The organism is Mesorhizobium sp. ES1-3, assembly GCF_020164795.1.
GTDB lineage: Bacteria > Pseudomonadota > Alphaproteobacteria > Rhizobiales > Rhizobiaceae > Mesorhizobium.
The window spans coordinates 438,645-462,215 of the sequence record NZ_JAIUGW010000002.1 but is presented as its reverse complement, the minus strand read 5'-3'; the positions used below and the strand labels follow the sequence as shown (position 1 = coordinate 462,215).

The window sequence follows — 23,571 nt, the reverse complement described above, 5'->3', positions numbered from 1 at the left end:
ACAGCAGGGCATCGAGGAACTTCCGGTTGTCGGTGCGCGGGCCGCGCTTGCCCTTCGTACCGCCAGGCACAAAGCCCCTGATCCGTTCCCACTGATCGTCCCGAAGCGCATCGCAGTCCATCGCTGACCTCCAAAAATCAGCGTTGAATCTGATTTGCGCTTCCTTGGGAATCCCAACCCGTTAAATCGTCACTACGTCCTAGCTCGAGGGTGAGCGAACCGCCTCGGTTGCGTCCATGGCCTGCTTCAGCCGCGAGTCGCGGTCGTAGACGTCGCTGAAATACTCGACCTTGCCGGACATGTCGGGCCAGGCGGTGAAATAGGCGACATAGACCGGGATCTTGCGGGTCACATCCTCGGTCGAGTGTCCGTGCTTCAGCTTCTCCGCGATATAATCGACGGAGGTGCCGAGCACCGCCGCCGCCATGCCACGCGGATCCTGCAGGCGCACGCAGCCATGGCTGAGCGCGCGCATGTCCTGCTTGAAGAACGATTTCTGCGGCGTGTCGTGCATGTAGATCGCATGCTTGTTGGGGAACAGGATCTTCAATTCTCCCAGCGCATTGGCCTCGCTCGGCTGCTGGCGCACATTGTAGGGAATGTTGGCGCCATACGCGCCCCAATTCACCGCCGACGAAGGGATGTGCTTGCCGCGCGAATCCGTCACCTCGTAGCCGGCCCGGTCGAGATAGCCTGGATCGCTGCGCAACCTCGGCAGCATTTCGTTGACGATGATCGACTGCGGCACGCCCCAATAGGGGTGGAAATCGACCTGCTTGATCTGGTCGTAGAAGAAGGCCGTCTGGTTGGTGACCCGGCCGACCACTGCGCGCGTCTTCAGCTTTTCCTGGCCATCGTCGATGTAGCTTGCGGTGAAGGCCGGCTGGTTGATGAAAACACGCGGGCTGCCGAGGTCGGAAGGCAGCCAGCGCAACTCTTCCAGCGCCACCTGAACCTTGAGCAGCCTGTCGGCCTTCGACGTCCCGGCCAGTGAGGCGACGGTGCGCGGTCCGATGACGCCGTCACCCTTCATGCCTTCCTTCTGCTGCACCGCCTTGATGAGCGGGACCAGTTCGGGAACATAGACTTCGCTGGTTGCCAGCCGCGACAGCACCTCGCCATAGGTGCCGCCCATCTCGTCGTCGAGATTGCGCGCTATCAGCGACAGCAGCTTCGGCAGTTCGGGGCTGGTTTCGCCCGGCTTCAGCAGCAGCTTGGGATCGACGACGATCTCGTTCTCGGCGCTCGCCTGCAGCGATTCCAGCTCGACGCGCAGCGCCTGGTACTCCGCATTCTGCGGATGGCGCGATTCGAGATAGGTGCGAACTTCCTGTGTATGCGCAAGTGTCTTCAGCACGCCCACCATGTCGAGCGGCTTGGCCGGGAAATCGTAGTAGCCGGTCATGCGATTGGGCTCGACACGGCCGCTCTGGGCGTCATGGGCGTAACGCAGGACACGTGCCGACAGCGCCATCTCGAAACGGACGAGTTCCTTCAACTTGGTTGCGTCGTCTGTCGAGGTCGAACTGACGGCTGGCACGTCGACCGTGTAGTCGGCAGGCGTGAGGCCGTAGCTGGCAGCCTCGCCAAGCACCCGCACGGCATCTTGCGCACGGTTGTTGGGGCTGGTTCCGCTCACCCAGATGAAATCCGGATTGGCCGAGTAATAGGCGATCAGCGCCTTGGCGATGTCGGGCTCGGCATAGAGTTCGTAGTCGCTGAGGCCGGCAATGGCTTCGTGGAAGGCAGCACCGGTGGCCGAAGGAACGAACGCGGCGTCCTGCGGCGTCGCCGGTTGGGGCGCTGCGGACAGCGTCGAGAAGTCGACGCGCACGAGCTTGTCGGCCTTGTAGGTATAGTAGGACGGACCGCTGATCCTCACGCCGCCGCCGGCCGGCGCCTTCGGTTTGTACTTTGGCGGAGGAGGTGGAAACTCACCCTTCGGCTCATGCCTGATGCCGCCGCCGAACAGCATGTCGAAAAGCCCTTGCGCTCCTGCCTGAGGCATGCCGAAAGCCAGCGTCGCCGTAATCGCCACAAGCGGCATCACGGTTGCTTTTTTACCGAGGAATTTCATGGATCACCCGCTCCGGTCGCAACCGGTTCCCGTTCCGCACGCTAAACCGTCCCGCTCACCGCATGGCGGATGTAAGGCGCGACTATACCGATTCATACCGATTTCGTTAAGCTTTCATAAATTTCGGCGGGCCTGTTGCAGAACGGTTTCACAACATCGTGACGGCTGGAGCGGGGGCGTTTCCGCTCCAGCCCGGAGGACCCGTGGAAATCAGGCGTTTGCGCCGCCGTCGATGGTCAGCGCGGCTCCGGTGACGAAACGGCCCTCCGGTCCGGAGAGCCAGGCAACCACGCGGCGATATCCTCCGTATTGCCGAATCGCGGGTCGACGGTGGCCGGGGCAATGACCGCCTGGAAGACCATGGCCGGCAGCGTCGAGGCGTGACAAACACCGTTCGTTGTGCTCGAAATCCGCCTTGCCAGCAAAAAACCTGCGGCCGGGAGGGACGACGTGAAAAAAGGATATCGCGAGCTGCTGGATGAGGCCAATGCCGAGATCGAAGTGGTTTCGCCCGGGGAAGCGGCAGGACTGCTTGAAGATGAAGATACCATTTTCGTCGATCTGCGAGATCCTCGAGAGATCGAACGCGATGGCGGAATTCCCGGCGCCAAGCATGTCACTCGTGGCATGTTGGAGTTCTGGATCGATCCCGAAAGCCCCTACCACAAGTCCTTCTTCGCTTCCGGAAAAAGCTTCGTCTTCTTCTGTGCCGGCGGCTGGCGGTCGGCCTTGGCCACCAAGACGGCGCAAGACATGGGGCTTTCGCCGGTCAAGCACATTCTCGGCGGCTACACGGCCTGGAAGGCAGCGGGATTGCCCGTAGAGCCTGGGGAAAAGAAGAAATAGCCTGAATGCCGCTCAGTGGAGCAGCGACGGCCCGCGCTGCGTGGTCACGAAGCCGACGGCGCGCTCGACCACGCCCTTGTCGGCCAGAATGCGGCGATGGCCGAGCCCATCGGCCCAGTGCAGCCGCACATGGTCGCCGGCGCCGGCATAGCGTCGTGCATGTTCAGCCGGCACCTCACGGTCGTCAGGGGCGTGAATGACGAGCGTCGGCACGGGCGCCTGGGCGAGCTGGCGGTCGCCGGTGAATTCATGCAGCGGCCGGCCGGAGAGATGTTCGACACGGTCGGCCATGGCGACCTGCGAGCGGGGGCCGACATTGAGCATGCGGCTGAAGTCGGCGAAGATTGCCGGCAGCGAGCTTGGCGCCGCGATCAGCACAAGACGCGCGGCCGCCAGCGGCGGGATGCCCTTGACGGAGCCGGCGATGGCATTGGCGGCAACGGCGCCGCCGAAGGAATGGCCCACGGCGGCCACGAACGGCCCGAACCATTGGCCGGCCACTCTTGCGGCTTCGACAGCGTTGACCATGTTCAGGTGCCTGCCCTGCGAATGACCATGACCGGGAAGATCGAGCGAGACGACCCTATGGCCGGCGGCGCGAAAACCTTCGATCAGCACGCGCATATATTCGGTACGCGAACGCCAGCCATGAATGACGAGAACGGCGCCGGCCGGCTCGCGGCCCGGTTCGGGCCGGAATTCATGCACCATGACGCAGCCGGTCGCGGTCTTCAGCCGGTGATGCCGCGCCTCGGCCATGAATTCCGCGGCGCGGTCGATGGCGCGGCGCTCGCCGTCGGTCAGCGTCCTGGTGCTCGGCGTACGGCAGAACAATTCGAAAGCCGCGCGCCCGGTGATGCGCGGCGCGACATGTTCGGCCGCACCGAACACACCTCGGATGACCTTCAGCCCGAATGATGCCATAGTCAGAATCCATCCATACGTTCAAGCATGAACATAATAGTTCAAAGATGAACAATAAACAAGAGCTACCCTGGGACAACCCCCGTTTTCGCAACTGGGTCGCGGTGGCGCGCGCCTGCCATGTGCTGGAGCGCACGCTGGCGGTGAAACTCGCGCCGCTCGACCTGAAGCCGGCGCAGCTCGACGTGCTGATGAACCTTTACCGCCATCCCGGCATGTCGCAGCACGACCTTGCCCGCAAGCTGCTCGTCGGCCGCTCCAACATCACCATGCTGTTGCCGCAGCTCGAGACACGTGGCCTGCTGCGGCGCGAAGGCGATGAAAAGGACAAGCGCATCTTGCGGCTTACGCTGACCGAAGCCGGCGAGGCGCTGCTGATGCAGGCGCTGAAAGTGCATATGGCGCTGATCGAGAAGGCGATGAGCCAGTCGACGCCGGAGCAATGCGACATGATCGGCGAGCAGATGCGCAAGATCTATGAGGTGCTGAACGAGGCGTGATCGCCTTTCAGTTGATCACCACATCGACTTCTTCGCCCGCTCCGGCCATTCCCTGTCGTAGGTTTCGCCGTCGATATTCTTGCGGCTGGTGATTTCCAGGATCTTTCCAGGTGTCGGCAGCGACTTCGGATCGACATGTCTGGCCGGGTTCCACAGTTCCGACCGCACGATCGCCCGGGCGCACTGGAAATAGACCGAATCGACATCGATGACGGTCACCGAGCGCGCTGGTTTGCCCTCGATAGTGAATGATGCGCAAAGCGCGGTGTCGGTCGTAATATGCGCCCGGCCGTTGATGCGCAGCGTCGTGCCGGAGCCCGGCACCAGGAACAGCAGGCCGACGCGCGGGGCGCGGATGATGTTCTTCAACGAATCGGCACGGTTGTTGCCGCGCCGGTCCGGCATCATCAGCGTTTTCGCATCGACGATACGCACGAAGCCCGCAAGATCGCCGCGCGGCGAACAGTCCAGCCCCTCCGGACCGCTGGTCGCTAGTGCGACGAAGGGCGAGGCTTCGATAAAGGCGGCGTATTCGGGGATGACATGGTCGAGTTCCTTGACCACGGAGGCTTCGCCGGGCAACCCGTAAAGGGCTTCGAGTTGTTCGACTGTGGTGATGACCGACATTTTCCGTCTCCCGATCCGCCGCGCCTACTCCCGATCGATGACGTTTTGACGACGCAACGGCGGCTAACGATCGCGGCTCAAGCCTTTCTCGGCGAGTTCCGCGAGATAGACGCTCCAGCGTGCGTCCTTCTCGTGGCCAAGCGTGTGCAGGTAATTCCAGGTGAAGATGCCGGTGTCATGGAAATCGTCGAATGTGATGCGCACGGCGTAATTGCCGACCGGCTCGATCTTCAGGATGGCCACATCGCGTTTGCCGGGGACCGTCACCCTCTGTTCCGGCGAATGGCCCTGTACTTCCGCGGAAGGCGACGCCACGCGCAGCAATTCCGCCGGCAGCTCGAACGGCTGATGGCCCGGAAACGTCACGGTGAGCAGCTTGCGGTCCCTGGAGACCCTCAGTTCCTTTGGCGCTGTCATGGTCGATCCTGTCTGAATGCCCTTCCCTACGCTGCTTCGCCCCGTACGCAAAGGCGTCGACGGTGTCCGACGCGCAATGTCGGTCGGGGAATGTTACCAAAGATCGAGGCAAGCTATCTTGAATGGCGGGCTGGATCGTATCACATAGCCGTATATAACGACGCAGCTAACGGCCACGGAAACGCTCGAACATGAACATGATCGACCCCTTCGGTCGCACGATCAGCTATCTCAGAGTGTCGGTTACCGACCGCTGCGATTTCCGCTGCACCTATTGCATGGCCGAGGATATGGCCTTCCTGCCCAAGAAGGACCTGCTTTCGCTGGAAGAACTCGACCGGCTCTGCACCGTCTTCATCGAGAAGGGTGTGAAACGGTTGCGCCTCACTGGCGGTGAGCCGCTGGTGCGCAAGAACATCATGCACTTGGTGCGCCAGCTTTCGCGTCACCTCGAAAGCGGCGCGCTGGAAGAACTGACGCTGACCACCAACGGCTCGCAGCTTTCGCGCTTCGCCGCCGAGCTCGCCGATTGCGGCGTCAAACGCATCAATGTTTCGCTCGATACGCTCGATGCCGACAAGTTCCACGCCATCACCCGGTGGGGTCATCTCGACAAGGTCATGGCCGGCATCGACGCGGCGCAGGCGGCAGGACTGAAAGTCAAGCTCAATGCGGTGGCGTTGAAGGATTTCAACGACGCCGAACTGCCCGAGATGATGCGTTGGGCGCACGGCCGGGGCATGGACCTGACCGTCATCGAGACCATGCCGATGGGCGAGATCGACGCCGACCGCACCGACCAGTATCTGCCACTGTCGTTGCTGCGCGCTTCGCTCGAGCGCCAGTTCACGCTGACCGACATCCCGTTCAAGACCGGCGGCCCGGCCCGCTATGTCCATGTCGCCGAGACCGATGGAAAACTCGGCTTCATCACGCCGATGACGCATAATTTCTGCGAAAGCTGCAACCGGGTCAGGCTGACCTGCACGGGCACGCTCTATATGTGCCTTGGCCAGGAGGATGCGGCCGATCTGCGCGCGCCGCTGCGCGCGTCCGAAGGCAACGAACTTGTCGCCGACGCAATAGACGAAGCCATCGGCCGCAAGCCGAAAGGCCATGACTTCATCATCGACCGCCGCACCAGTCGTCCGTCGGTGTCACGGCATATGAGTGTCACGGGCGGCTGACCTTCTCGTCTGTCTGTGCGAGAATTGTCCCGCAATCATCGGCTTCGGGGCTGACATGCGGTGGCTTTTTTCAATCGTGACATTTCTCGCCGTGGTCTCGGCGAGCGCCGCGTTTGCGGCGCAGTCCACCTACGTGAACGATCGCTTCGGCACCGTCTGCACCTTTCCCGACGATATTTTCACCGATCGCCAGCCTGAACCTGAAAATGGCGACGGCCAGGTGTGGCTGAGCGCGGACGGCGCCAGCCTGACATGCTCCGGCATGTTCAATGTCGATGACGACACGCCGAAGGGATTCATTGCCGGCGAAAAGGCGAGCAATGAGCCGGGCTACGAAATCACCTACAGCAAGGCCGGCAAGGACTGGGCGGTGTTGTCGGGTGTGAAGGATGGAAAGATCTTTTATGAGCGGCGCCTGTTTGGCAGGGATGGCGTCATCCGCACGGTCTGGGTCGATTATCCGCAGGCGCTGAAATCGAAATATGACCCGCTTGTCGGCGCCATCGCGGGCAGCCTCAAGGGGCCATGAGCCGGGGTGGGCCGCGAGCATTTTAGCCACACCGCAAACAAATCTTTGTCCGCGAATGTCCATCAGATTTACTGGTAGCGGTTTCCCGCCTAGCCTCCCTTGCCTAGCGGTTCATCGCTTTCTCGGGGGATTACATCATGCGCAAACTCCTTCTTTCCTTCGCTTTGCTCGGCCTGGCCGCCCTGCCCGCGGCTGCCCAGTCGATCGGCGGCACCTACACCGTCGCCGGCACCAATTTCGACGGTTCGTCCTATGACGGCGAAGCCACCATCACGCTGACCAGCGGGACCACCTGCGCGATCCACTGGGAGACGGGCGGCTCATCGTCGGATGGCATCTGCATGCGTAACGACAACGCATTCTCCGCCGGCTACGCAATGGGCAAGGATATCGGCCTCGTCGTCTACAAGGTCGAGGATGACGGGTCGTTGCATGGTCTGTGGACCATCGCCGGCAAGGAAGGGAATGGCACCGAGGTGCTGACCCCCAAGAAGTAGACGACGCCTCGTCTGCACCAATGTCGGGAGGCGACGCCGCCCTCCGACAGAATTCGTGCTTGATCCGGGATGATTTCGCGTCGGCGAAGATGGATATCCGGTCCTGGCCCAGCCCTTTGCCGTTGCTGTTTCATGGCGGGCTGTTACAGGCTTGCCTGCCAAAGCAACCGGTAGGTGTCTTGCCCCTTTCCCCAAATCTTCGCGGTGCGTTGTTCATGGTGGTAGCCATGGTTGGCTTCACGCTCAACGACGCCATTACCAAATACTCTTCCCAGTCGATGAACATGGCGCAGGTCATGCTGATCAGGGGGGCGTTCGCTTCGCTTTTTGTCGGGCTGCTGGCCTGGCAACGCGGCGCGCTTGTCCAGCCTCGCCTGATGCTGCAGCCGCTGGTGGCGATCCGTGTGCTGGGTGAAGCGGGCGCTACAGTGTCCTTCTTGGTCGCGCTCGCGCATTTGCCGATCGGCAGCGTTTCGGCTGTCTTGCAAGCGCTGCCGCTGGCGGTGACGATGGGCGCGGCGCTGTTTTTCGGCGAAGCGGTCGGCTGGCGGCGCTGGTTGGCGATCGCTATCGGCTTTGTCGGGGTTATGATCATCGTGCGGCCGGGTTTCGAGGGCTTCAGCGTCTATTCGCTGGTGGCGCTGGCATCCGTCGCGTGCTGCACGGTGCGGGACCTCGCCACCAAGCGCATTCCCAAGACCATCCCGACGATGCTGGTCTCGACCGCCACCGCGCTTGCCATGACCGTCGTCGGCGCCATTCTGTTGACGCCGATGGGTGGCTGGACGCCGATGACCGGCAAAAGCACGGCGCTGCTGGCGCTGGCTGCGGTGCTGGTGCTGATCGGCTACCAATTCATCATCATGGCGATGCGTTCGGGCGAGATCTCTTTCATCGCGCCGTTCCGCTATACGGCGCTCCTCTGGTCGATTCTGCTTGGCTTGATCGTCTTCGGCGACATCCCGGACATGCCGATGATCGCCGGCGCGACTATCGTCGTCGGCTCGGGCCTTTATGCGCTCTATCGCGAGCGGGTGCTCGGCCGACGAAGGATCGTCGCCGAAAGCACCGGGCCGTCCATGGCACCGGACGGACTCTAGCCGCCCTTGAAGTTGCTTGCGATTTCCCGCGGCTGGCGTACAGGCTGGATGGCATGAAGCGGGATATCGCGGGGATCATTCTGGCCGGTGGCCAGTCGAGACGGATGGGCGGTGGCGACAAAAGCCTGTTGCCGCTCGGCAGCGGCTGCGTGCTCGACCAGGTCCTGTCGCGGTTTGGCCGCCAGTTCGAGACCCTGGCGCTTAGCGCCAACGGCGACCCGGCACGGTTTGCCCGTTTCGGGCTGCCGGTGCTGGCCGATACCGTCGAAGGTTTTGCCGGACCACTTGCCGGAATCCTCACCGGCCTGGAATGGGCCGCTGCCGCCACCCCTTGCAAGGCGATCGTCACCGCTGCCGGCGACACGCCTTTCCTACCGCTTGATCTCGTCGATCGTCTGGCGGCGGCAGCCGGCGAACGCCCCGGTTCGATCGCCGTCGCTTTCTCGGCAGGCAGGCGGCACCAGACCTTCGCACTCTGGCCGAGCGGATGCCGCGAAGCCTTGCGGCATTTCCTCGTCGATGAGGACAACAAGCGGGTTTCGGCCTTCATCGAGCGGCACGGTTACGTCGAGGTCGAATTCCCGCTCCTGCAGTCCGCCGGACAACCAATCGATCCTTTCGTCAACATCAATGTGCCGGACGATCTTGCCCATGCCGAACACCTGTTGCAGAGCATGACGCCATGAACAGACGCATCTTCGGCATCACCGGCTGGAAAAACTCCGGCAAGACCACACTGACGGAAAAGCTGGTCGCGGAGCTTGTGCGGCGCGGCTGGAAGGTCTCGACGGTCAAACATGCCCATCATGATTTCGACATCGACAAGCCGGGCGCCGACAGCTTCCGCCATCGGCAGGCCGGCGCAACCGAGGTTGCGATCGTATCGGGCAATCGCTGGGCGTTGATGCACGAGTTGCGCGGCGAGCAAGAGCCGCCGCTGGACGCCATCCTCTCGCGGCTCGCCCCGTGCGACATCGTGCTGGTCGAAGGCTATAAGCGCGAACCCCACCGCAAGATCGAAACGAGGCGGCTGGAAGCGAAGGACCGGACGCCGCTTTCAGCGGCTGATCCCAATATTGTCGCTGTCGCCGCGGATTTCGCCGTCACCGACGAGAGCCTGCCGGTGTTCGACCTCGACGACGCAGAATCCATAGCCGACTTCATCGAGCGCACGACCGGACTCGTTGCTTGAGCTGTAACGTAACGGCAGTATCCCATTGCCGATTTTGACGGTTTTGCAGTTGCTTTTTTCTTGGAAAGAGTGGGAGTATCGGCCCAGCGGGCGGTCAAAAGCACCGCCCCACAGAGCCGTTTCGGAACGACGGCCGGGACCATAAAGAGAGGACTATCATGCGTATTGCACTGCGTATCGCGCTCGCCGCATCGGCTGCGCTGCTGACGCTCGGCGTAGCCCAGGCCCAGGAAAAGACCCTGAGGATCGGTACCGAAGGCGCCTACCCCCCATTCAACAACCTCACCGCCGATGGCCAGCTTGTCGGTTTCGACATCGACATCGCCAAGGCGCTTTGCGATGAAATGAAGGTCAAGTGCACCTTCGTCGCCCAGGACTGGGACGGCATCATTCCCGCACTTCAGGCCGGCAAGTTCGACGCGATCGTCGCCTCGATGTCGATCACGCCGGAGAGGAAGGAGAAGGTCGACTTCTCGCACAAATACTACAACACGCCGTCTGCAATCGCCGTGCCGAAGGATTCGCCGCTCAAGGGCGTGACCAAGGAAGACCTTGCCGGCAAGAGTATCGGTGTCGCCACCACGACCACCCATTTCAACTATGCCTCGAAGACCTATACCGACAGCACCGTCAAGGGCTATCCGAGCAGCCCCGAGGAACAGGCTGATCTCGCCAACGGCCGCCTCGATGCCATCGAGGACGATATCGTCGTGCTGCAGCAGTGGCTCGATTCGCCTGACGGCGCCTGCTGCAAGATCCTCGGTCAGCCCTCGCCGCAACCGGTCGAAATTTTTGGGCCTGGGGCCGGCATCGCCGTTCGAAAGGGCGAGACCGACCTGGTCAACAAGCTGAATTCCGCCATCGACGCGATCCGCGCCAACGGAAAATACAAGGAAATCAACGACAAGTACTTCAAGTTCGACGTCTACGGCGCCGAGTCCTGATAGTCTATTGCCAAGGCGGCAGGGGGATCCCCTGTCGCCTTATTCATCTCGGGAGAGCCGTGGGGATAAGACCAGTCAATGCCAGCCCAAAGCATATGGACACTGCTCAGTTGGGGACCGGAGGGCTGGAGTGACGATATTGCATATGGCGCGTTGGTCACCATCGCGCTTGCGCTTGCAACGCTGCCGATCGGCTTGACGATCGGCTTTTTCGTCGCCTGGGCCAAGCAGTCCGAAGAACCGTCGCTGCGGGTGGCCGCCAACATCTACACCACCGTGTTTCGCGGCCTGCCGGAACTGGTGACGCTGTTCCTGTTCTTCTTCGGCATGCCCATCCTGCTGCAATACGTCATCCGCCTCTTCAAGCCCGAGGCGACGATCGACGTCGACAGCTTCATCGCCGGCATGATCGTGCTGTCGCTGATCTTTTCTTCCTATGCCAGCGAGGTGTTTCTTTCCGCCTTTCGCGCCATTCCGAAGGGCCAGTATGAAGGCGGCTACGCGATCGGCCTGTCGACGTGGCTGACCATGCGCAAGGTAATCCTGCCTCAGCTGCTGCGCATCGCCTTTCCCGGCCTCGAGAATTGCTGGCTCAGCCTGCTCAAGGACACCGCCTTGGTCTCGGTCGTCAACCTCGCCGAAACCTTGCGCAACGCCGGCGTGGCCGCGCGTGTCACGAAACACGCCTTCCTGTTCTACAGCGTGGCCGCGCTGGTTTTCCTCGCTCTGGCGATCCTGTCATCGATCGCGACCGGGTTCATCTTGCGCTCGCTGGGGCGGAGAGAGGCACGATGAGCGTCAGCCAAGCTATTTCAGTTGACCGACCGCCACCGCAGGCTCGCGGCTGGCCGCGCACCCGTATCGTCGGTTACGCGCTCGTCGGCCTCTGGATTCTCTTCGGCCTCGGTATCCTCGCCTATCTCGTCTATGCCTGGAACGGCGAGTTCTTTGCCAGATATGCGCCTGCCTATCTGCAGGGACTCTGGACCACGCTGTCTCTCGTCGCGATTTCGATGGTTGCCGGTGCGATCTTTTCGCTGCCCGTCACCTATGGCCGCATGTCGAAGAACCGGTTCCTGTCCGGCCTTGCCTACTGCTACGTCTATTTCTTCCGCGGCACACCACTGCTGGTCCAGGTCTACCTCGTCTACTATGGCTTGGGTTCTTTCCGGCTGCAGCTCGAGTCCGTCGGGCTATGGTGGTTCTTCCGCGAGGCCTTCAACTGCGGCGTCTTCGCCTTTGCGCTCAACACCGCCGCCTATCAGGCCGAGATCCTGCGCGGCGCCATTGAAAGCGTGCCCAGGGGCCAATGGGAAGGAGCCGCCTCGCTCGGCCTTCACAAGCTGCAGACGCTGCGCAAGGTTGTCCTGCCACAGGCGTTCATCGTGGCTTTGCGCCCCTACGGCAACGAACTGGTTCTGATGATCAAGGCTTCGGCGATCGTCGCCATCATCACCGTCTATGACCTCATGGGCAACGCGAAGCTCGCCTACGCCAAATCCTTCGATTTTCAGGCCTATGTCTGGGTCGCCATCGTCTATCTGGTGATGGTCGAGATCCTGCGCCACGGCGTCGAATGGATCGAGCGACGGATCACCATCCATCTGCATCGCTGAAGGCATCCCCGAACCGTTCCTGATCGGCCTGTGCCAGTCGATGCGGCGGTGCGCGCCTTGACGAATTCGTCGCATGGCCTAGAGCTTCCGCAGCTGAAATCTCTATTTCCGTCGGAAGGACAAGGCATGGCATCGGTGGCATTTCTCGGTCTTGGCGTCATGGGCTATCCCATGGCCGGACACCTGAAGAACAAGGGCGGCCACGACGTCACCGTCTACAACCGCACAAGCGCCAAAGCCGAACAATGGGTCGCTCAACATGGCGGCAACTTTGCCCCGACGCCGGCCCAGGCCGCCGAGGGCAAGGATTTCGTCTTTTCCTGTGTCGGCAATGACGATGATTTGCGCTCGGTGACGACAGGCCGGGACGGCGCCTTCAAATCGATGAAGAAGGGTTCGGTCTTCATCGACAACACCACGGCTTCGGCCGAAGTCGCGCGCGAACTGGCGCAAGCCGCGCAATCGGGCGGGTTCTCATTTCTCGACGCGCCGGTTTCCGGTGGCCAGGCCGGCGCCGAGAACGGCGTGCTGACCGTCATGGTCGGTGGCGACGAGGCTGCGTTCGACAGGGCCAGGCCAGTCATCGACGCCTATGCCCGTATGGTCGGGCTGATGGGGTCGGCTGGTGCCGGCCAGCTCACCAAGATGATCAACCAGATCTGCATCGCCGGACTGGTGCAGGGACTGTCGGAAGGCATCCATTTCGGCAAGAAGGCCGGGCTCGACATCGAAAAGGTGATCGAGGTGATTTCCAAGGGTGCCGCCGGCTCCTGGCAGATGGAAAACCGGCACAAGACCATGAACGCCGGAAAATATGATTTCGGTTTCGCCGTCGACTGGATGCGCAAGGATCTCGGCATCTGCCTGGCGGAAGCCGACCGCAATGGCGCCAGATTGCCCGTGACCGCGCTTGTCGACCAGTTCTACAAGGACGTGCAGGCGATGGGCGGTAAACGCTGGGACACGTCCTCGTTGCTGGCCCGGCTGGAGAAGTAGGCGCCGATGTCCCTGCCCGCTCCGAATTGGACCGCGCAGGATATCGTCGCCCATCTGCGTTCGATCGGAACCATGGAAAACCGCACCGGCATGGCGCGGTTCGGCATCAACACCGCGCTCGGCACGAACGCCTCGTCGCCAGAAAAATCTGACAGGGCGAGGGGTGCTGCGGCCGGTTCTCGCCGACATGTGATGTGGCTCGAGCATTGACGCCACCGACAGCGGCGTCTCTACTTGTCCGCAAAGGACCCGGCCATGAACCATTTCACTTCGATCCTGGCGCTCGCGGCCGCGCTTGCTCTCTCCACCGCAGGTGCTTCGGCCGAGACCACGCACATTTTCTGGAAGGACCTGCGTCCGGCAACCCAGGCAGTTGCCGAAGACGCCGGTCTGCCGATGATCGCGGCGAAACTGCCGGATCATGGCGAGACGCTGTCGGTTGCCCTGCAGGACAAAACGATACAATTAGCCGGCTATGCATTGCCGGTCGACCGCGACGGCGACCTCGTCTATCAGTTCCTGCTGGTGCCGTGGACGGGTGCTTGCAGCCACATGCCGACGCCGCCTCCCAACCAGATCGTGCTGGTCACGCCTGCCCGTCCCTACAAGATGTCGGAAGCCTACCAGCCGGTCGCCATTACCGGTGCCCTGAAGCCGGACATGGAGAAAAGCCAGCTGTTCATTCTCGACGGCGCCAGCGTCATCCAGTCCGGTTATACCGTGCGCAAGGCCGATGTCGTGGGCGTCGACACGGTTCCGGACTCCGTCATATTGTCGGTGAACTCGCCCTGGAGTTTCCTCAACAAGAAGAAAAATTGACCGGCGGGATCAGGCGGCGTTCGCGCCCGACTCCTTGTCCAGCACCATGTAGTCGAGCGGGATTTCGGTCGTGTACTTGATCTGCTCCATGGCGAAGGACGACGACACGTCACGGATCTCGATCTTGGCGATCAGCCGTTTGTAGAAGGCGTCGTAGGCGGCGATGTCGGGCACCACGACGCGCAAGAGGTAATCGACGTCGCCGCTCATGCGGTAGAATTCGACCACCTCGGGAAATTCCTGGATGACCTCGGAGAACCGGCGCAGCCATTCATGGCTGTGCGAATTGGTGCGGATCGACACGAAGACGGTCACACGCACATTGACCTTTTCGTGGTCGAGAATGGCGACGCGCCGCTTGATGACGCCCTCCTCCTCCAGCTTCTGGATGCGCCGCCAGCACGGTGTGGTCGACAGGCCGACTTTCTTGGCAACGTCGGCGACCGCGAGCGTCGCGTCCTCCTGCAGAAGGCGGAGAATTTTTCGGTCAAGGCGGTCCATCGGAGGCTCCTGGTGGAATAGTTTCGCTATATTCCCTTTTATTTGGGCCGTTCACAAGAAAGAAATTCTGCGATCCGCGTCGAAAGCGAGTGATTTCTTGCTGAATGCCTAACCGAGGCGAGAGCGGATTTCCGACCGCAGGAAAGGCAGCAAATCCGTTTCAAACCATGGATTCTGCTTCAACCAGCCAGTGTTGCGCCAGGATGGATGTGGCAGTGGCAGCACTTTGGGGCCGACAGAATTCTCCCAGATGGCGCGCCAGTTCATCACCGTTTCCGTCAGCGAGGCGCGGCGCGCCGCGCCCATGTGCCAGGTTTGCGCATAGATGCCGATCGTCAGTACCAGGTCGATCTGCGGCATCGACGCCATCAAGGGCGCGCGCCAGGCCGGGGCGCATTCACGCCTCGGCGGCAGGTCGCTGCCCTTGGCATTCTGTCCGGGAAAGCAGAAGCCCATCGGCACGATGGCGAATTTCTCGATGTCGTAGAATTCGTCGCTGGTCACACCGAGCCAGTTGCGCAGGCGGTCGCCGGACGCATCCGTGAAGGGCATGCCCGACAGATGCACCTTGGTTCCCGGGGCCTGGCTGGCGATCAGTATGCGGGCGCTGGAGGATGGTCGCAGCACCGGACGCGGCTCGTGGGGCAGCGGCTTGCCGATGGGATTGTCGACGCAGATGCGGCAAGCGCGAACCATCGCGGCGAGCCTGTCCAGTTCGACGCTCAAGCGGCGGCACTCGGCCGGCTGGAGACGGCGTGATGCCAACGCAGCACATTGGTGCATTCCTCCGGCACCTTGATGCGTGCCGGCTTCATGAAGTCGATCGCGATCAGGCCGGTGATGTCGGCAATCGAATAGCTGTCGCCGGCGGCGAATTCGCGGCTGCCCAGTTCAGCGTCCAGCAGCCTGAGAAACTCCAGCGCCTTCGGCTTGTTGGCCTCGCCCCATTCGGGAATCTGCGGGATTTCCCATTCCTTCATGGCCGGATGGATGTGACGGAAAGCCTGCGCGACGCTGTTGAGCAGGTTGAACTCCATCCGCCTCTGCCACATCTCGACCTGCGCCTTGCCAAGCGCGCCGCGCCCGAACAATGCCGGCTCGGGATAAAGCTCCTCGAAATAGCGGCAGATGGCGACGGATTCGGTGAGGATGGTGCCATCATCGAGTTCGAGAACCGGCAGGCGCTGCAGCGGATTGCGCGAACTGACCGACTGCTGCTTGTGTTCCAGCGCGCCCATGTCGACGGGCACCAACGGAACCGTGATCCCCTTCTCGGCGAGGAAAACGCGAACCCGCCGCGGGTTGGGCGCACGACCGCCGTCGAACAGCTTCATTTCGATCCTCCTTTTCCTTCGGCCGGAAACGCTTCACCAGAAGCGAAATATCTCGCGCGCCGCGTCGCCGATCGACGCCAGCGTGCCATGTTTTCGCTCCACGACATCGCCGTGGTGGCTGTCGCGCCAGTCCTGCGGCTGGTCGAACGTACCCGCCCAGATGCCAACCCTTGCCGCGCGCGCGGTCGCTTCCTCGCCTTCGAAGTCGCCATAGGCGACGGCCCAGCCGGCCTCGACCTGGGCGCGGTTGAGGTCGGTGCCGCCGGCCTTGCAGTCGCCAAGCAACCGGCCATAGCGATCGCGCTGCCAGCCGCTGCAGGTGACCGGCCTGCCGGCGATCAGGCGCACCAGTGACTGCCGCGCCAGCGTGCCACAGGCATAATCGGCGCCGTTCTTGCGGCAGGTCTGGGTGTATTCCGGAGCGTCGATGCCGCGCATGCGGATGCGCTCGGTGCCGAGCGTGATCGAATCGCCATCATTGATGAAGGCGCTACCTCGCGTCTTGCGTGTCTCCACCCGATCGAGACGCGCCGCAAGCAGGATCAGCAGCCCCAGGATGATGGCGGCCAGCCCGTAGTCCAGCAGCTTGCGCCACAGGCTTCTCGGGCGCGGTGCAGCGTACCGCGGGCGCGACCTCGGCGACCAGGAACGGCTCATATGGCAAACGGTTGGTTAATCATTCGAACGTAGCTTAACACCTTGAAATCGCTGCGCGCATAAATTGAAGCTTTTGATGCCCTTGCAACGCTCGAACACAGCGGACAAGTTCATTGTGGACCGCAGGAAACGGCATCGCAACACCGATGTCGCGCGCGCGGTGCGCAAGACGCGCGACCGTCTTTCGCAGCAGGCGGGCAATCCCGATTTCGACCGCGAGCTGCTGAAGCTCCACGCCCAGGCCATGACAAGCGGCGCCGTGATCATCCCGCTGCTCGTCCTGGCGATCGCCGTGGCCGGCCGTCTGGCCGGTGTCGGCAATGAGATCGGGCTCTGGGCGTTGTTTACGCTCACCTGCTATACAATAGTCGCTTTCATGGCGCGGCGCATCGAGCGTACTGAAGCTTCCGAGCTCAACCCCTTGCAAACGCGAAGGGAATTCCTGGTAGGCCATTTTCTGTGCGGTCTCGGTTGGGCCTGGTTCGTCTGGCTGGGCTGCGACACATGTCAGGTCGACCAGTTCCAGGTGGTCAAAGCCGTGGTCCTCCTGGTCGCCATGGCGGCGACCGCAGTCATGGCATCGTCGCTGAGCGGCGCCCTGCTGGCCACTTTTGCTATCCCCGTGGCGCTCTTTGCCTACACGGGGGTGAGCTTATGGATGCCGGTCGAGGCGGTCATGGCGGGGCTGCTGGTCGTCTCCCTGCCTTTCTTTGCCTATGTGGCGCGCAACCTCAACCGTTCGTCGGTGATGATGCTGTCGTTCCGCTCCGAACGGGACGCGTTGGTGGTGGAGCTTGAGACGGCGAAATCGATGTCGGACGAGGCGCGGCGGCGAGCCGAGGACGCCAACCTGGCAAAATCGCGTTTCCTCGCTTCGATGAGCCATGAATTGCGCACGCCGCTCAACGCCATTCTCGGCTTTTCCGAGGTGATGGCGAACGAGGTGCTGGGGCCGATGAGCAATCCCACCTATCGCGACTACGCCCATGACGTGCATGATTCCGGCCAGCACCTGCTCGACCTGATCAACGAAATCCTCGACCTGTCGCGCATCGAGGCAGGCCGATACCAGCTCAACGAGGAGCCGGTGATGTTGCTCAACATCGTCGAGGATTGCTGCCACATGATGGAGCTGAAAGCACGCAACAAGGATATCCGCGTCGTTCAGGATTTCGAACAGACATTGCCGCGGCTGTTCGCCGACGAGCGCGCCGTGCGCCAGATCGCGCTCAACCTTCTGTCCAACGCCATCAAGTTCACCGCCACCGGCGGCGAAATCCGCGTCCGGGTCGGCTGGACGGCGGGTGGCGGCCAGTACATTTCGATCAAGGACAACGGCCCCGGCATTCCCGAGGACGAGATTCCGGTCGTGCTTTCAGCCTTCGGCCAGGGTTCGATCGCCATCAAGAGCGCCGAGCAAGGCACCGGGCTTGGCCTGCCGATCGTGCAAGGGCTGCTCGCCATGCATGGCGGTGAGTTCGAGCTTCATTCCAAGCTGCGCGAGGGCACCGAGGCGATCGCCATCTTCCCGCTGAGCAGGGTGATGGAAGAACTGCCGGCGCTGCCGACCGCTGCGGTGGCCGCGCGGCGGCGGTAACGCCGCTGCAAACCTACGTCGACACGGACTGGAAGAAGGTACGCAGACCGCAATGACGACGGAGTGGGATGCCAGCGGCCTCGAAATCAAATCGGAGCGGCTTCGCCTGAAGCTGTTTACGGCCGACGATGCAGCGGACGTCTTTGCCGCCATCACTCCCGCGATAACCCGTTTCATGCAGTGGGAACCACCTCGATCACCAACGGCTTTTGAAGAGATATGGCGATCCTGGCTTGCGCCGATCCTTGACGGATCGGATTTGCATTTCGTCGTGCGTTCGTTGACGGACGGTCGCTGTCTCGGGCTTGTCGGCCTCCACGCGGCCAGGACTGCCTGTCCCGAGATCGGAATTTGGCTAAGGGAGGACGTACATGGAAACGGCATCGGCCGTGAGGCCGTTGCCGCCATGGCGGCATGGGCGTCCGAGGAATTCAATCCGGATTGCTTCGAGTATCCAGTCGCAGAAGAAAACGTGGCGAGCAGAAGGATCGCGGAAGGCCTTGGTGGATCAATAGTCGAGACACGCTCGAATTCGAAATATACCTCGGTCGTCTACCGCATTCCAAATATCCGGCGTTGACGCGCGAGGACCGGGAGATTCTAGCCCCGCACAGCCGCCGCCATGCCTGAACTGGTCAATGCCGCGGCCTTGACCAGTCCGGCTGCCAGGGCTGCTCCCGCACCTTCGCCGTGGCCGATGCCCAGGTCGAGCAGCGGACGCAGCCCGAGGTGCTCGGCGGCCCTTGCATGCGCGGGCTCGGGCGACAGGCTGGCGAGAAGACAATGGTCCAACACTGCGGAATTCGCCGCATGCAGCACCGCCGCGGCCGCCGTTGCCGCGAAGCCATCGAGCAGTACCGGTATCTGCTGCATCCGCGCGGCAAGGATTGCACCGGCTATCGCCGCGAACTCGCGGCCGCCGACCCGGCGCAGCACCTCTAGCGGGTCTTCGAGATGGTGGCCGTGAAGCGCCAGCGCCGCATCGACCATTTCCGCCTTGCGGACCTGCATCGCCGCATCGGCGCCGGATCCCGGGCCAACCCAGTCGGCACCCCTGCCCCCGAACAGCGCGGCGAACAGCGCGGCGGCCACGGTGGAGTTGCCGACGCCGAGATCGCCGAGGCAAAGCAGGTCGATGCCGCCGGCTATCGCCTCCATGCCGAAGGCCATGGTGGCGGCGCAACCGCGCTCATCGAGCGCGGCTTCCTCGGTGATGTCGCCGGTCGGGATGTGCAGGGCAAGATCGAACACCTTCAGACCGAGGTCGTTGGCAATGCAGATCTGGTTGATCGCCGCACCGCCGGCGGCGCAAAGCTCGACGGCGTTGGCGGTCGCCGCCACGGGCCTCGGCGAAATGCCATGCCTGACAACGCCATGGTTGCCGGCAAAGACAGCCATCAAGGGCCTAGTCACGGCAGGCGGAGCGCGACCGCTCCATCCCGCGAGCCACGCGGCGATGTCCTCGACGCGACCAAGCGAATTCTCCGGCTTGTCGGCCTTGGCGAACAGCGTGCGCACGCGTGCCTCGGCTTTGAGGTCGGCTGCCGGCAAATTGTCCAGCAGGTTGCGGAAATCGTCGAAAGGCAGTGCGTTTGTCATGTTGCGAACAATCGTTCCTGGATCAGAGGAGCGGCATAGCTGCCTTGCGCGATCGGCACAACCTCCTCGATCGTCTGTCCTGATTTGCCGCAAAGGCGGCCACGGAGGGCGCTATCGCGAGGGCTTGCATTGGCTTTGCCGTTGCACCATGTGGAGGTGGAAGAGCGGATTCCGGACCGGGTCCCTCGAGAGAAAGTCATGACGGCCATCGAATCTCCCTGCATCCTGGTCTGTTCGATCGATATGAAAACCGGATTCTGCTTCGGTTGCGGCCGCACGCGCGAGGAGATCGGCGCCTGGATGGGGATGACGCCGGAGATACGCCGCAGCGTGATGGCCGAACTGCCGGCCCGGCTGGAAACCGTCGAGCGCCGGCCGCGCCGGGAAACGCGCCGCACCCGCATGGCGCGCGAACGCGACGCACCCTAGCGAGGACGGATGAGCAGCCGGCTATTCTGGACTGTGATGGCGGTGATCGGTGTGGGGGCAGCGCTTCTCATGCTCAACGATTCCGCCGGCAGCACGCTCGGTGTCGAGAATTACGATTTTGGCCGGTTGATCTGGCTTGGGGCTTTCGGTGCCCTTATCGGCGCCGGCTTGCTGCGGTCGGCTCCGCTAGGAGTGGTGGCCCGCAACCTCGGCACCTGGGCTGCCATCGTGCTCGCGCTGATCGCCGGTTATCAATATCGCTACGAACTGCAGGACGTCGCCAGCCGGGTGACCGCGGGGCTCGTTCCCGGCAGCCCGCTGGCGCTCGGCGTCGAAGACGGCCACGCCACCGTGACCCTCGACAAGGCCGACAACGGTCACTTCGAGGCGCGCATCCTGGTCAATGGCAATCCGGTGCGGGCCGTTGTCGACACCGGCGCGACCAGCACGGTCCTGACTTCGGAAGACGCGCAAGCTGCCGGCTTCAATCCGGCGGCGCTCAACTACACAATACCGGTTTCGACAGCCAACGGCATGGCGCGCGCCGCTGCGGTCAAGACCGACGAGGTGGCGATCGGCGGCATCGTGCGCAAGGATATGTCGGTGATGGTCGCCGCTCCCGGCATGCTGAGCCAAAGCCTGCTCGGCATGAACTTCATCGGTTCGCTGTCGGGCTTCGACGTGCGCGGCGACCGTATGATCCTCAGGGACTAACGCATGTCGCCCGGAAGTGTCCTCGGTTCCGGGATAACGACATGCATAAAATCAGAAGCTTACAGCAGGTCAGGCGAATCCTATTCGCCGCGACATGCTGTAAGGTCAGGCCGCTTCGGCGGCCGCTCCACCGAATTCGACAGCCGCGAAAGCCGTCTTCAGCACGTCAGGCCCGGCTCCGGGCCGGGTCGCGTCGGTGGACAGAATCTGGCGGTAGCGGCGCGCGCCGGGCAGCCCGTGAAACAGCCCGACCATATGGCGGGTGACATGGCCGAGCCGCCCGCCCTGTTCGATGTGGCGCCCCGCGTAGTCCGCCATCGCATCGATCAGCGCCGCGAAATCGAACGCTTCCGGCCGCGCTCCGTAGAAGGCGGCGTCAACACCAGCCAGAATGCCGGGTGTGTGATAGGCGGCACGGCCGAGCATGGCGCCGTCGATCTGATCGAGATGCGCCCGCGCCTCTTCAAGCGACTGAATACCGCCATTGATGCCGATGAATTTGTTCGGTTTTCCAGCCTTCAGCCGATAGACCCTGTTATAGTCGAGCGGCGGGATGTCGCGGTTTTCCTTGGGGCTCAGACCTTCCAGCCACGCCTTGCGTGCATGCACCCACAAGGCATCGGCGCCGGCATCGAAAACCCCATTCGCCAGCGCATCGAGCGCCGGCTCCGGATCCTGTTCGTCGACCCCGATCCGGCATTTGACCGTGACCGGCACCGTCACCGCCGCTTTCATCGCGGCGACGCAATCGGCGACAAGGTCGGGCACTTTCATCAGGCAGGCGCCAAACGTGCCGGACTGGACGCGGTCGGACGGGCAGCCGACATTGAGATTGATCTCGTCATAACCGAAAGCCTGGCCAATCCGCGCCGCTTCGGCAAGTTTTTCGGGATCCGAGCCGCCAAGTTGCAGGGCGACGGGGTGTTCCACCTCATCGAAGCCAAGCAGCCGCTCGCGCGCGCCATGGATGACCGCGTCGGCAACAACCATTTCGGTGTAAAGCAGCGCATGTGCCGTCAGCCGGCGATGGAAGAACCGGCAATGCCGGTCCGTCCAGTCCATCATCGGGGCCACGGCCACTCTATGATCTTGATTTTTCAGCATTATTTCTTTAACATCAAATCGTTAGAACCTGCCGAGTGCACACGAATTTACGCCGGAATACGACCCTTTTCGCCACGTTTCGATCTCTCAGTGCACACGGAGCGCACACGAAAAAATGGCCACCTACACAAAACTCTCATCCGGTTCCTGGCGTGTCCAAGTCCGTCGCAAAGGTCGCTACGTCAGCGAGACCTTCCTGCGCCGAGACGACGCACGGCGCTGGGCGACCGAAACCGAGCGCCAAGTCGACCGCGGCGAGACGCCGACCAAGTCCCGTACAGCACGCCTGAAAACGTTCGGCGATCTCATCGACCTTCATATCGACGACATGTGCGATGTAGGCAAGTCCCCTCGCCGCTCCAAGGCCGCTGCCCTCGATATGCTCCAAAGACATCTGGGGAAGTGCAACATCGCGGCTCTCGATCGCGAACGGCTCATTCGTTTTGGTCGCGACCGGGCCGCCCAGGGTGCCGGACCGATGACTCTCGGCATCGACATCGGCTTTGTGAAACTTATCCTGTCTCATGCAGCCGCTGTTCACGGTTTACCTGTCAAGGTCGAGCCGGTTGATCTGGCGCGTATCGCCCTGAAGAGGCTTGGCCTCGTTGGGAAAGGCCAGCAGCGCGACAGGCGCCCGACGCAGGATGAACTCGACAGGCTCATCGGTCACTTCGATGCAAACCCTCGTCAGATTGCACCGGTTAGCCAGATCATACGGTTCGCCGTCGCAACCGCGATGCGCCAGGAAGAAATCTGCAAGGTGCGTTGGTCCGATTTGGAATCTCGCACGCGGATGCTTCTCATCCGCGACAGGAAAGACCCTCGGAACAAGAACGGCAACAATCAGCGCATACCGCTATTCGCGGCCACTGGCTATGATGCGTGGGCTATTGTTGAAGAGCGGCGGACAAAGCGCAGCAATGACGATGATCGAATTTTCCCGTTCAATCATAGGTCAGTCGGCACCGCCTTCCACCGGGGGTGTGCTGACTTGAGCATCGACGACCTTCATTTTCATGACTTGCGTCACGAAGGCACGAGCCGTCTTTTCGAGGCCGGATTCACAATTGAACAGGTAGCTCTGGTAACGGGGCACAAGGACTGGAAAATGCTAAAACGGTACACGCACCTTAAGCCCGAGGCTCTGCACGCAGTGCTGGCGAATCGTGCTGCCTAGCGCGATGATCGCCACCGTGTTCGATCGATTTCAGTGGTGAGCCAAAACTTAAAACCAGACTACAAATCTGGGGGCAGGACTTCGAATCCCTTTAGTCGCGCCATCCCTTCCAACTGATTTCCCGCGCCCGGGCTTTTTTGCGCAAGGCCTATGCACACACAGGCGTTCTGGCGATCACAGTCCCATCC

29 protein-coding genes and 2 pseudogenes are annotated in these 23,571 nt (G+C 62.2%); 19 read left to right on the top strand and 12 right to left on the bottom strand.

All coding sequences use genetic code 11. The features are described 5' to 3' along the window. The 3 genes and pseudogenes from LB536_RS05235 to LB536_RS05225 form a co-directional block, all read right to left on the bottom strand. Positions 1–121: pseudogene (locus tag LB536_RS05235) on the bottom strand (IS5/IS1182 family transposase); the annotation flags it as partial. 78 nt (positions 122–199) lie between these two features. Continuing rightward, the gene (locus tag LB536_RS05230; protein ID WP_224590346.1) at positions 200–2,077 is read right to left on the bottom strand and encodes a murein L,D-transpeptidase; all 1,878 of its coding nucleotides are present in this window, start codon (positions 2,075–2,077) and stop codon (positions 200–202) included. A gap of 210 nt (positions 2,078–2,287) precedes the next feature. After that, positions 2,288–2,400 (bottom strand): annotated as a pseudogene (locus tag LB536_RS05225) (SDR family oxidoreductase); the annotation flags it as partial. A 127-nt stretch (positions 2,401–2,527) separates the two neighbouring features. Here LB536_RS05225 and LB536_RS05220 point away from each other — a divergent pair. Next, positions 2,528–2,923 (top strand): rhodanese-like domain-containing protein, encoded by a 396-nt coding sequence (locus tag LB536_RS05220; RefSeq protein WP_224590366.1) that lies wholly within the window; start codon positions 2,528–2,530, stop codon positions 2,921–2,923. Positions 2,924–2,935: 12 nt separating this feature from the next. On the opposite strand, the gene LB536_RS05215 is transcribed toward LB536_RS05220, so the two are convergent. Continuing rightward, complete coding sequence (locus LB536_RS05215) at positions 2,936–3,847, bottom strand: alpha/beta hydrolase (protein ID WP_224590345.1); 912 nt, start codon at positions 3,845–3,847, stop codon at positions 2,936–2,938. Positions 3,848–3,894: 47 nt separating this feature from the next. Between LB536_RS05215 and LB536_RS05210 the strand changes: the two genes are divergently transcribed. After that, on the top strand, positions 3,895–4,347 hold the full coding sequence (locus LB536_RS05210; protein WP_140758701.1) for a MarR family winged helix-turn-helix transcriptional regulator: 453 nt from the start codon (positions 3,895–3,897) through the stop codon (positions 4,345–4,347). 15 nt (positions 4,348–4,362) lie between these two features. On the opposite strand, the gene LB536_RS05205 is transcribed toward LB536_RS05210, so the two are convergent. Both LB536_RS05205 and LB536_RS05200 read right to left on the bottom strand, forming a co-directional pair. Continuing rightward, positions 4,363–4,974 (bottom strand): pyridoxamine 5'-phosphate oxidase family protein, encoded by a 612-nt coding sequence (locus LB536_RS05205; protein WP_224590344.1) that lies wholly within the window; start codon positions 4,972–4,974, stop codon positions 4,363–4,365. Between the two features lie 63 nt (positions 4,975–5,037). Further along, positions 5,038–5,391, bottom strand: coding sequence for a gamma-butyrobetaine hydroxylase-like domain-containing protein (locus LB536_RS05200; RefSeq protein WP_140758703.1), 354 nt, complete (start codon positions 5,389–5,391; stop codon positions 5,038–5,040). Positions 5,392–5,582: 191 nt separating this feature from the next. On the opposite strand from LB536_RS05200, the gene moaA reads away from it, so the two are divergent. The 12 genes from moaA (at position 5,583) to LB536_RS05140 (ending at position 14,271) form a co-directional block, all read left to right on the top strand. Then, positions 5,583–6,578 carry a GTP 3',8-cyclase MoaA gene (moaA, locus tag LB536_RS05195; protein ID WP_224590343.1) on the top strand — a complete coding sequence of 332 codons (996 nt, stop codon included), beginning with the start codon at positions 5,583–5,585 and terminating at the stop codon, positions 6,576–6,578. Between the two features lie 76 nt (positions 6,579–6,654). Then, a complete protein-coding gene (locus LB536_RS05190; RefSeq protein ID WP_224590342.1) occupies positions 6,655–7,107 on the top strand; it encodes a hypothetical protein in 453 nt (150 codons plus the stop codon). Positions 7,108–7,244: 137 nt separating this feature from the next. Next, a complete protein-coding gene (locus LB536_RS05185) occupies positions 7,245–7,604 on the top strand; it encodes a hypothetical protein (protein ID WP_224590341.1) in 360 nt (119 codons plus the stop codon). A 179-nt stretch (positions 7,605–7,783) separates the two neighbouring features. Continuing rightward, positions 7,784–8,704, top strand: a complete 921-nt coding sequence (locus tag LB536_RS05180) for a DMT family transporter (RefSeq protein ID WP_224590340.1) — start codon at positions 7,784–7,786, stop codon at positions 8,702–8,704. Positions 8,705–8,757: 53 nt separating this feature from the next. Then, on the top strand, positions 8,758–9,390 hold the full coding sequence (gene mobA, locus LB536_RS05175) for a molybdenum cofactor guanylyltransferase MobA (RefSeq protein WP_224590339.1): 633 nt from the start codon (positions 8,758–8,760) through the stop codon (positions 9,388–9,390). Beyond that, positions 9,387–9,896 (top strand): molybdopterin-guanine dinucleotide biosynthesis protein B, encoded by a 510-nt coding sequence (gene mobB, locus LB536_RS05170; RefSeq protein ID WP_140758709.1) that lies wholly within the window; start codon positions 9,387–9,389, stop codon positions 9,894–9,896. The genes mobA and mobB overlap by 4 nt, the downstream gene beginning before the upstream one ends. A gap of 158 nt (positions 9,897–10,054) precedes the next feature. Further along, positions 10,055–10,840, top strand: coding sequence for an ABC transporter substrate-binding protein (locus LB536_RS05165; RefSeq protein ID WP_140758710.1), 786 nt, complete (start codon positions 10,055–10,057; stop codon positions 10,838–10,840). 78 nt (positions 10,841–10,918) lie between these two features. Beyond that, the gene (locus LB536_RS05160) at positions 10,919–11,635 is read left to right on the top strand and encodes an ABC transporter permease (RefSeq protein ID WP_127872456.1); all 717 of its coding nucleotides are present in this window, start codon (positions 10,919–10,921) and stop codon (positions 11,633–11,635) included. Then, a complete protein-coding gene (locus LB536_RS05155) occupies positions 11,632–12,456 on the top strand; it encodes an ABC transporter permease (RefSeq protein WP_140758711.1) in 825 nt (274 codons plus the stop codon). Before LB536_RS05160 ends, LB536_RS05155 begins: the two co-directional genes overlap by 4 nt. Positions 12,457–12,582: 126 nt before the next feature. Next, on the top strand, positions 12,583–13,452 hold the full coding sequence (locus LB536_RS05150) for an NAD(P)-dependent oxidoreductase (RefSeq protein WP_224590338.1): 870 nt from the start codon (positions 12,583–12,585) through the stop codon (positions 13,450–13,452). Between the two features lie 6 nt (positions 13,453–13,458). After that, positions 13,459–13,662 (top strand): hypothetical protein, encoded by a 204-nt coding sequence (locus LB536_RS05145; RefSeq protein WP_224590337.1) that lies wholly within the window; start codon positions 13,459–13,461, stop codon positions 13,660–13,662. A 45-nt stretch (positions 13,663–13,707) separates the two neighbouring features. After that, on the top strand, positions 13,708–14,271 hold the full coding sequence (locus LB536_RS05140) for a DUF3299 domain-containing protein (RefSeq protein ID WP_224590336.1): 564 nt from the start codon (positions 13,708–13,710) through the stop codon (positions 14,269–14,271). A 9-nt stretch (positions 14,272–14,280) separates the two neighbouring features. Here LB536_RS05140 and LB536_RS05135 read toward each other — a convergent pair whose 3' ends face one another. From LB536_RS05135 to LB536_RS05120, 4 genes are all read right to left on the bottom strand, one after another. After that, positions 14,281–14,772, bottom strand: a complete 492-nt coding sequence (locus LB536_RS05135; RefSeq protein WP_006205209.1) for an Lrp/AsnC family transcriptional regulator — start codon at positions 14,770–14,772, stop codon at positions 14,281–14,283. Between the two features lie 108 nt (positions 14,773–14,880). Further along, complete coding sequence (locus LB536_RS05130) at positions 14,881–15,555, bottom strand: uracil-DNA glycosylase family protein (RefSeq protein ID WP_224590335.1); 675 nt, start codon at positions 15,553–15,555, stop codon at positions 14,881–14,883. Beyond that, on the bottom strand, positions 15,495–16,106 hold the full coding sequence (locus LB536_RS05125; RefSeq protein WP_224590334.1) for a glutathione S-transferase: 612 nt from the start codon (positions 16,104–16,106) through the stop codon (positions 15,495–15,497). The genes LB536_RS05130 and LB536_RS05125 overlap by 61 nt, the downstream gene beginning before the upstream one ends. A 33-nt stretch (positions 16,107–16,139) precedes the next feature. Beyond that, a complete protein-coding gene (locus LB536_RS05120; RefSeq protein WP_224590333.1) occupies positions 16,140–16,763 on the bottom strand; it encodes a thermonuclease family protein in 624 nt (207 codons plus the stop codon). A gap of 76 nt (positions 16,764–16,839) precedes the next feature. Here LB536_RS05120 and LB536_RS05115 point away from each other — a divergent pair, with 76 nt between their 5' ends. Further along, on the top strand, positions 16,840–18,360 hold the full coding sequence (locus tag LB536_RS05115) for a sensor histidine kinase (protein WP_224590332.1): 1,521 nt from the start codon (positions 16,840–16,842) through the stop codon (positions 18,358–18,360). A 52-nt stretch (positions 18,361–18,412) separates the two neighbouring features. Beyond that, on the top strand, positions 18,413–18,940 hold the full coding sequence (locus LB536_RS05110; RefSeq protein WP_224590331.1) for a GNAT family N-acetyltransferase: 528 nt from the start codon (positions 18,413–18,415) through the stop codon (positions 18,938–18,940). A 20-nt stretch (positions 18,941–18,960) separates the two neighbouring features. On the opposite strand, the gene LB536_RS05105 is transcribed toward LB536_RS05110, so the two are convergent. After that, entirely contained in the window at positions 18,961–19,959 is a 999-nt protein-coding gene (locus LB536_RS05105) for a nicotinate-nucleotide--dimethylbenzimidazole phosphoribosyltransferase (protein ID WP_224590330.1), read from the bottom strand. A gap of 198 nt (positions 19,960–20,157) precedes the next feature. On the opposite strand from LB536_RS05105, the gene LB536_RS05100 reads away from it, so the two are divergent. After that, positions 20,158–20,388: a DUF1289 domain-containing protein gene (locus tag LB536_RS05100; RefSeq protein ID WP_224590329.1), complete on the top strand. Its 231-nt coding sequence runs from the start codon at positions 20,158–20,160 to the stop codon at positions 20,386–20,388. A gap of 9 nt (positions 20,389–20,397) precedes the next feature. Continuing rightward, positions 20,398–21,102 carry a TIGR02281 family clan AA aspartic protease gene (locus LB536_RS05095; protein WP_224590328.1) on the top strand — a complete coding sequence of 235 codons (705 nt, stop codon included), beginning with the start codon at positions 20,398–20,400 and terminating at the stop codon, positions 21,100–21,102. 105 nt (positions 21,103–21,207) lie between these two features. On the opposite strand, the gene dusA is transcribed toward LB536_RS05095, so the two are convergent. Then, positions 21,208–22,206 (bottom strand): tRNA dihydrouridine(20/20a) synthase DusA, encoded by a 999-nt coding sequence (dusA, locus tag LB536_RS05090; RefSeq protein WP_224590327.1) that lies wholly within the window; start codon positions 22,204–22,206, stop codon positions 21,208–21,210. 115 nt (positions 22,207–22,321) lie between these two features. Between dusA and LB536_RS05085 the strand changes: the two genes are divergently transcribed. Next, on the top strand, positions 22,322–23,383 hold the full coding sequence (locus LB536_RS05085; protein WP_224590326.1) for a tyrosine-type recombinase/integrase: 1,062 nt from the start codon (positions 22,322–22,324) through the stop codon (positions 23,381–23,383). The last annotated feature ends 188 nt before the right edge of the window (positions 23,384–23,571 follow it).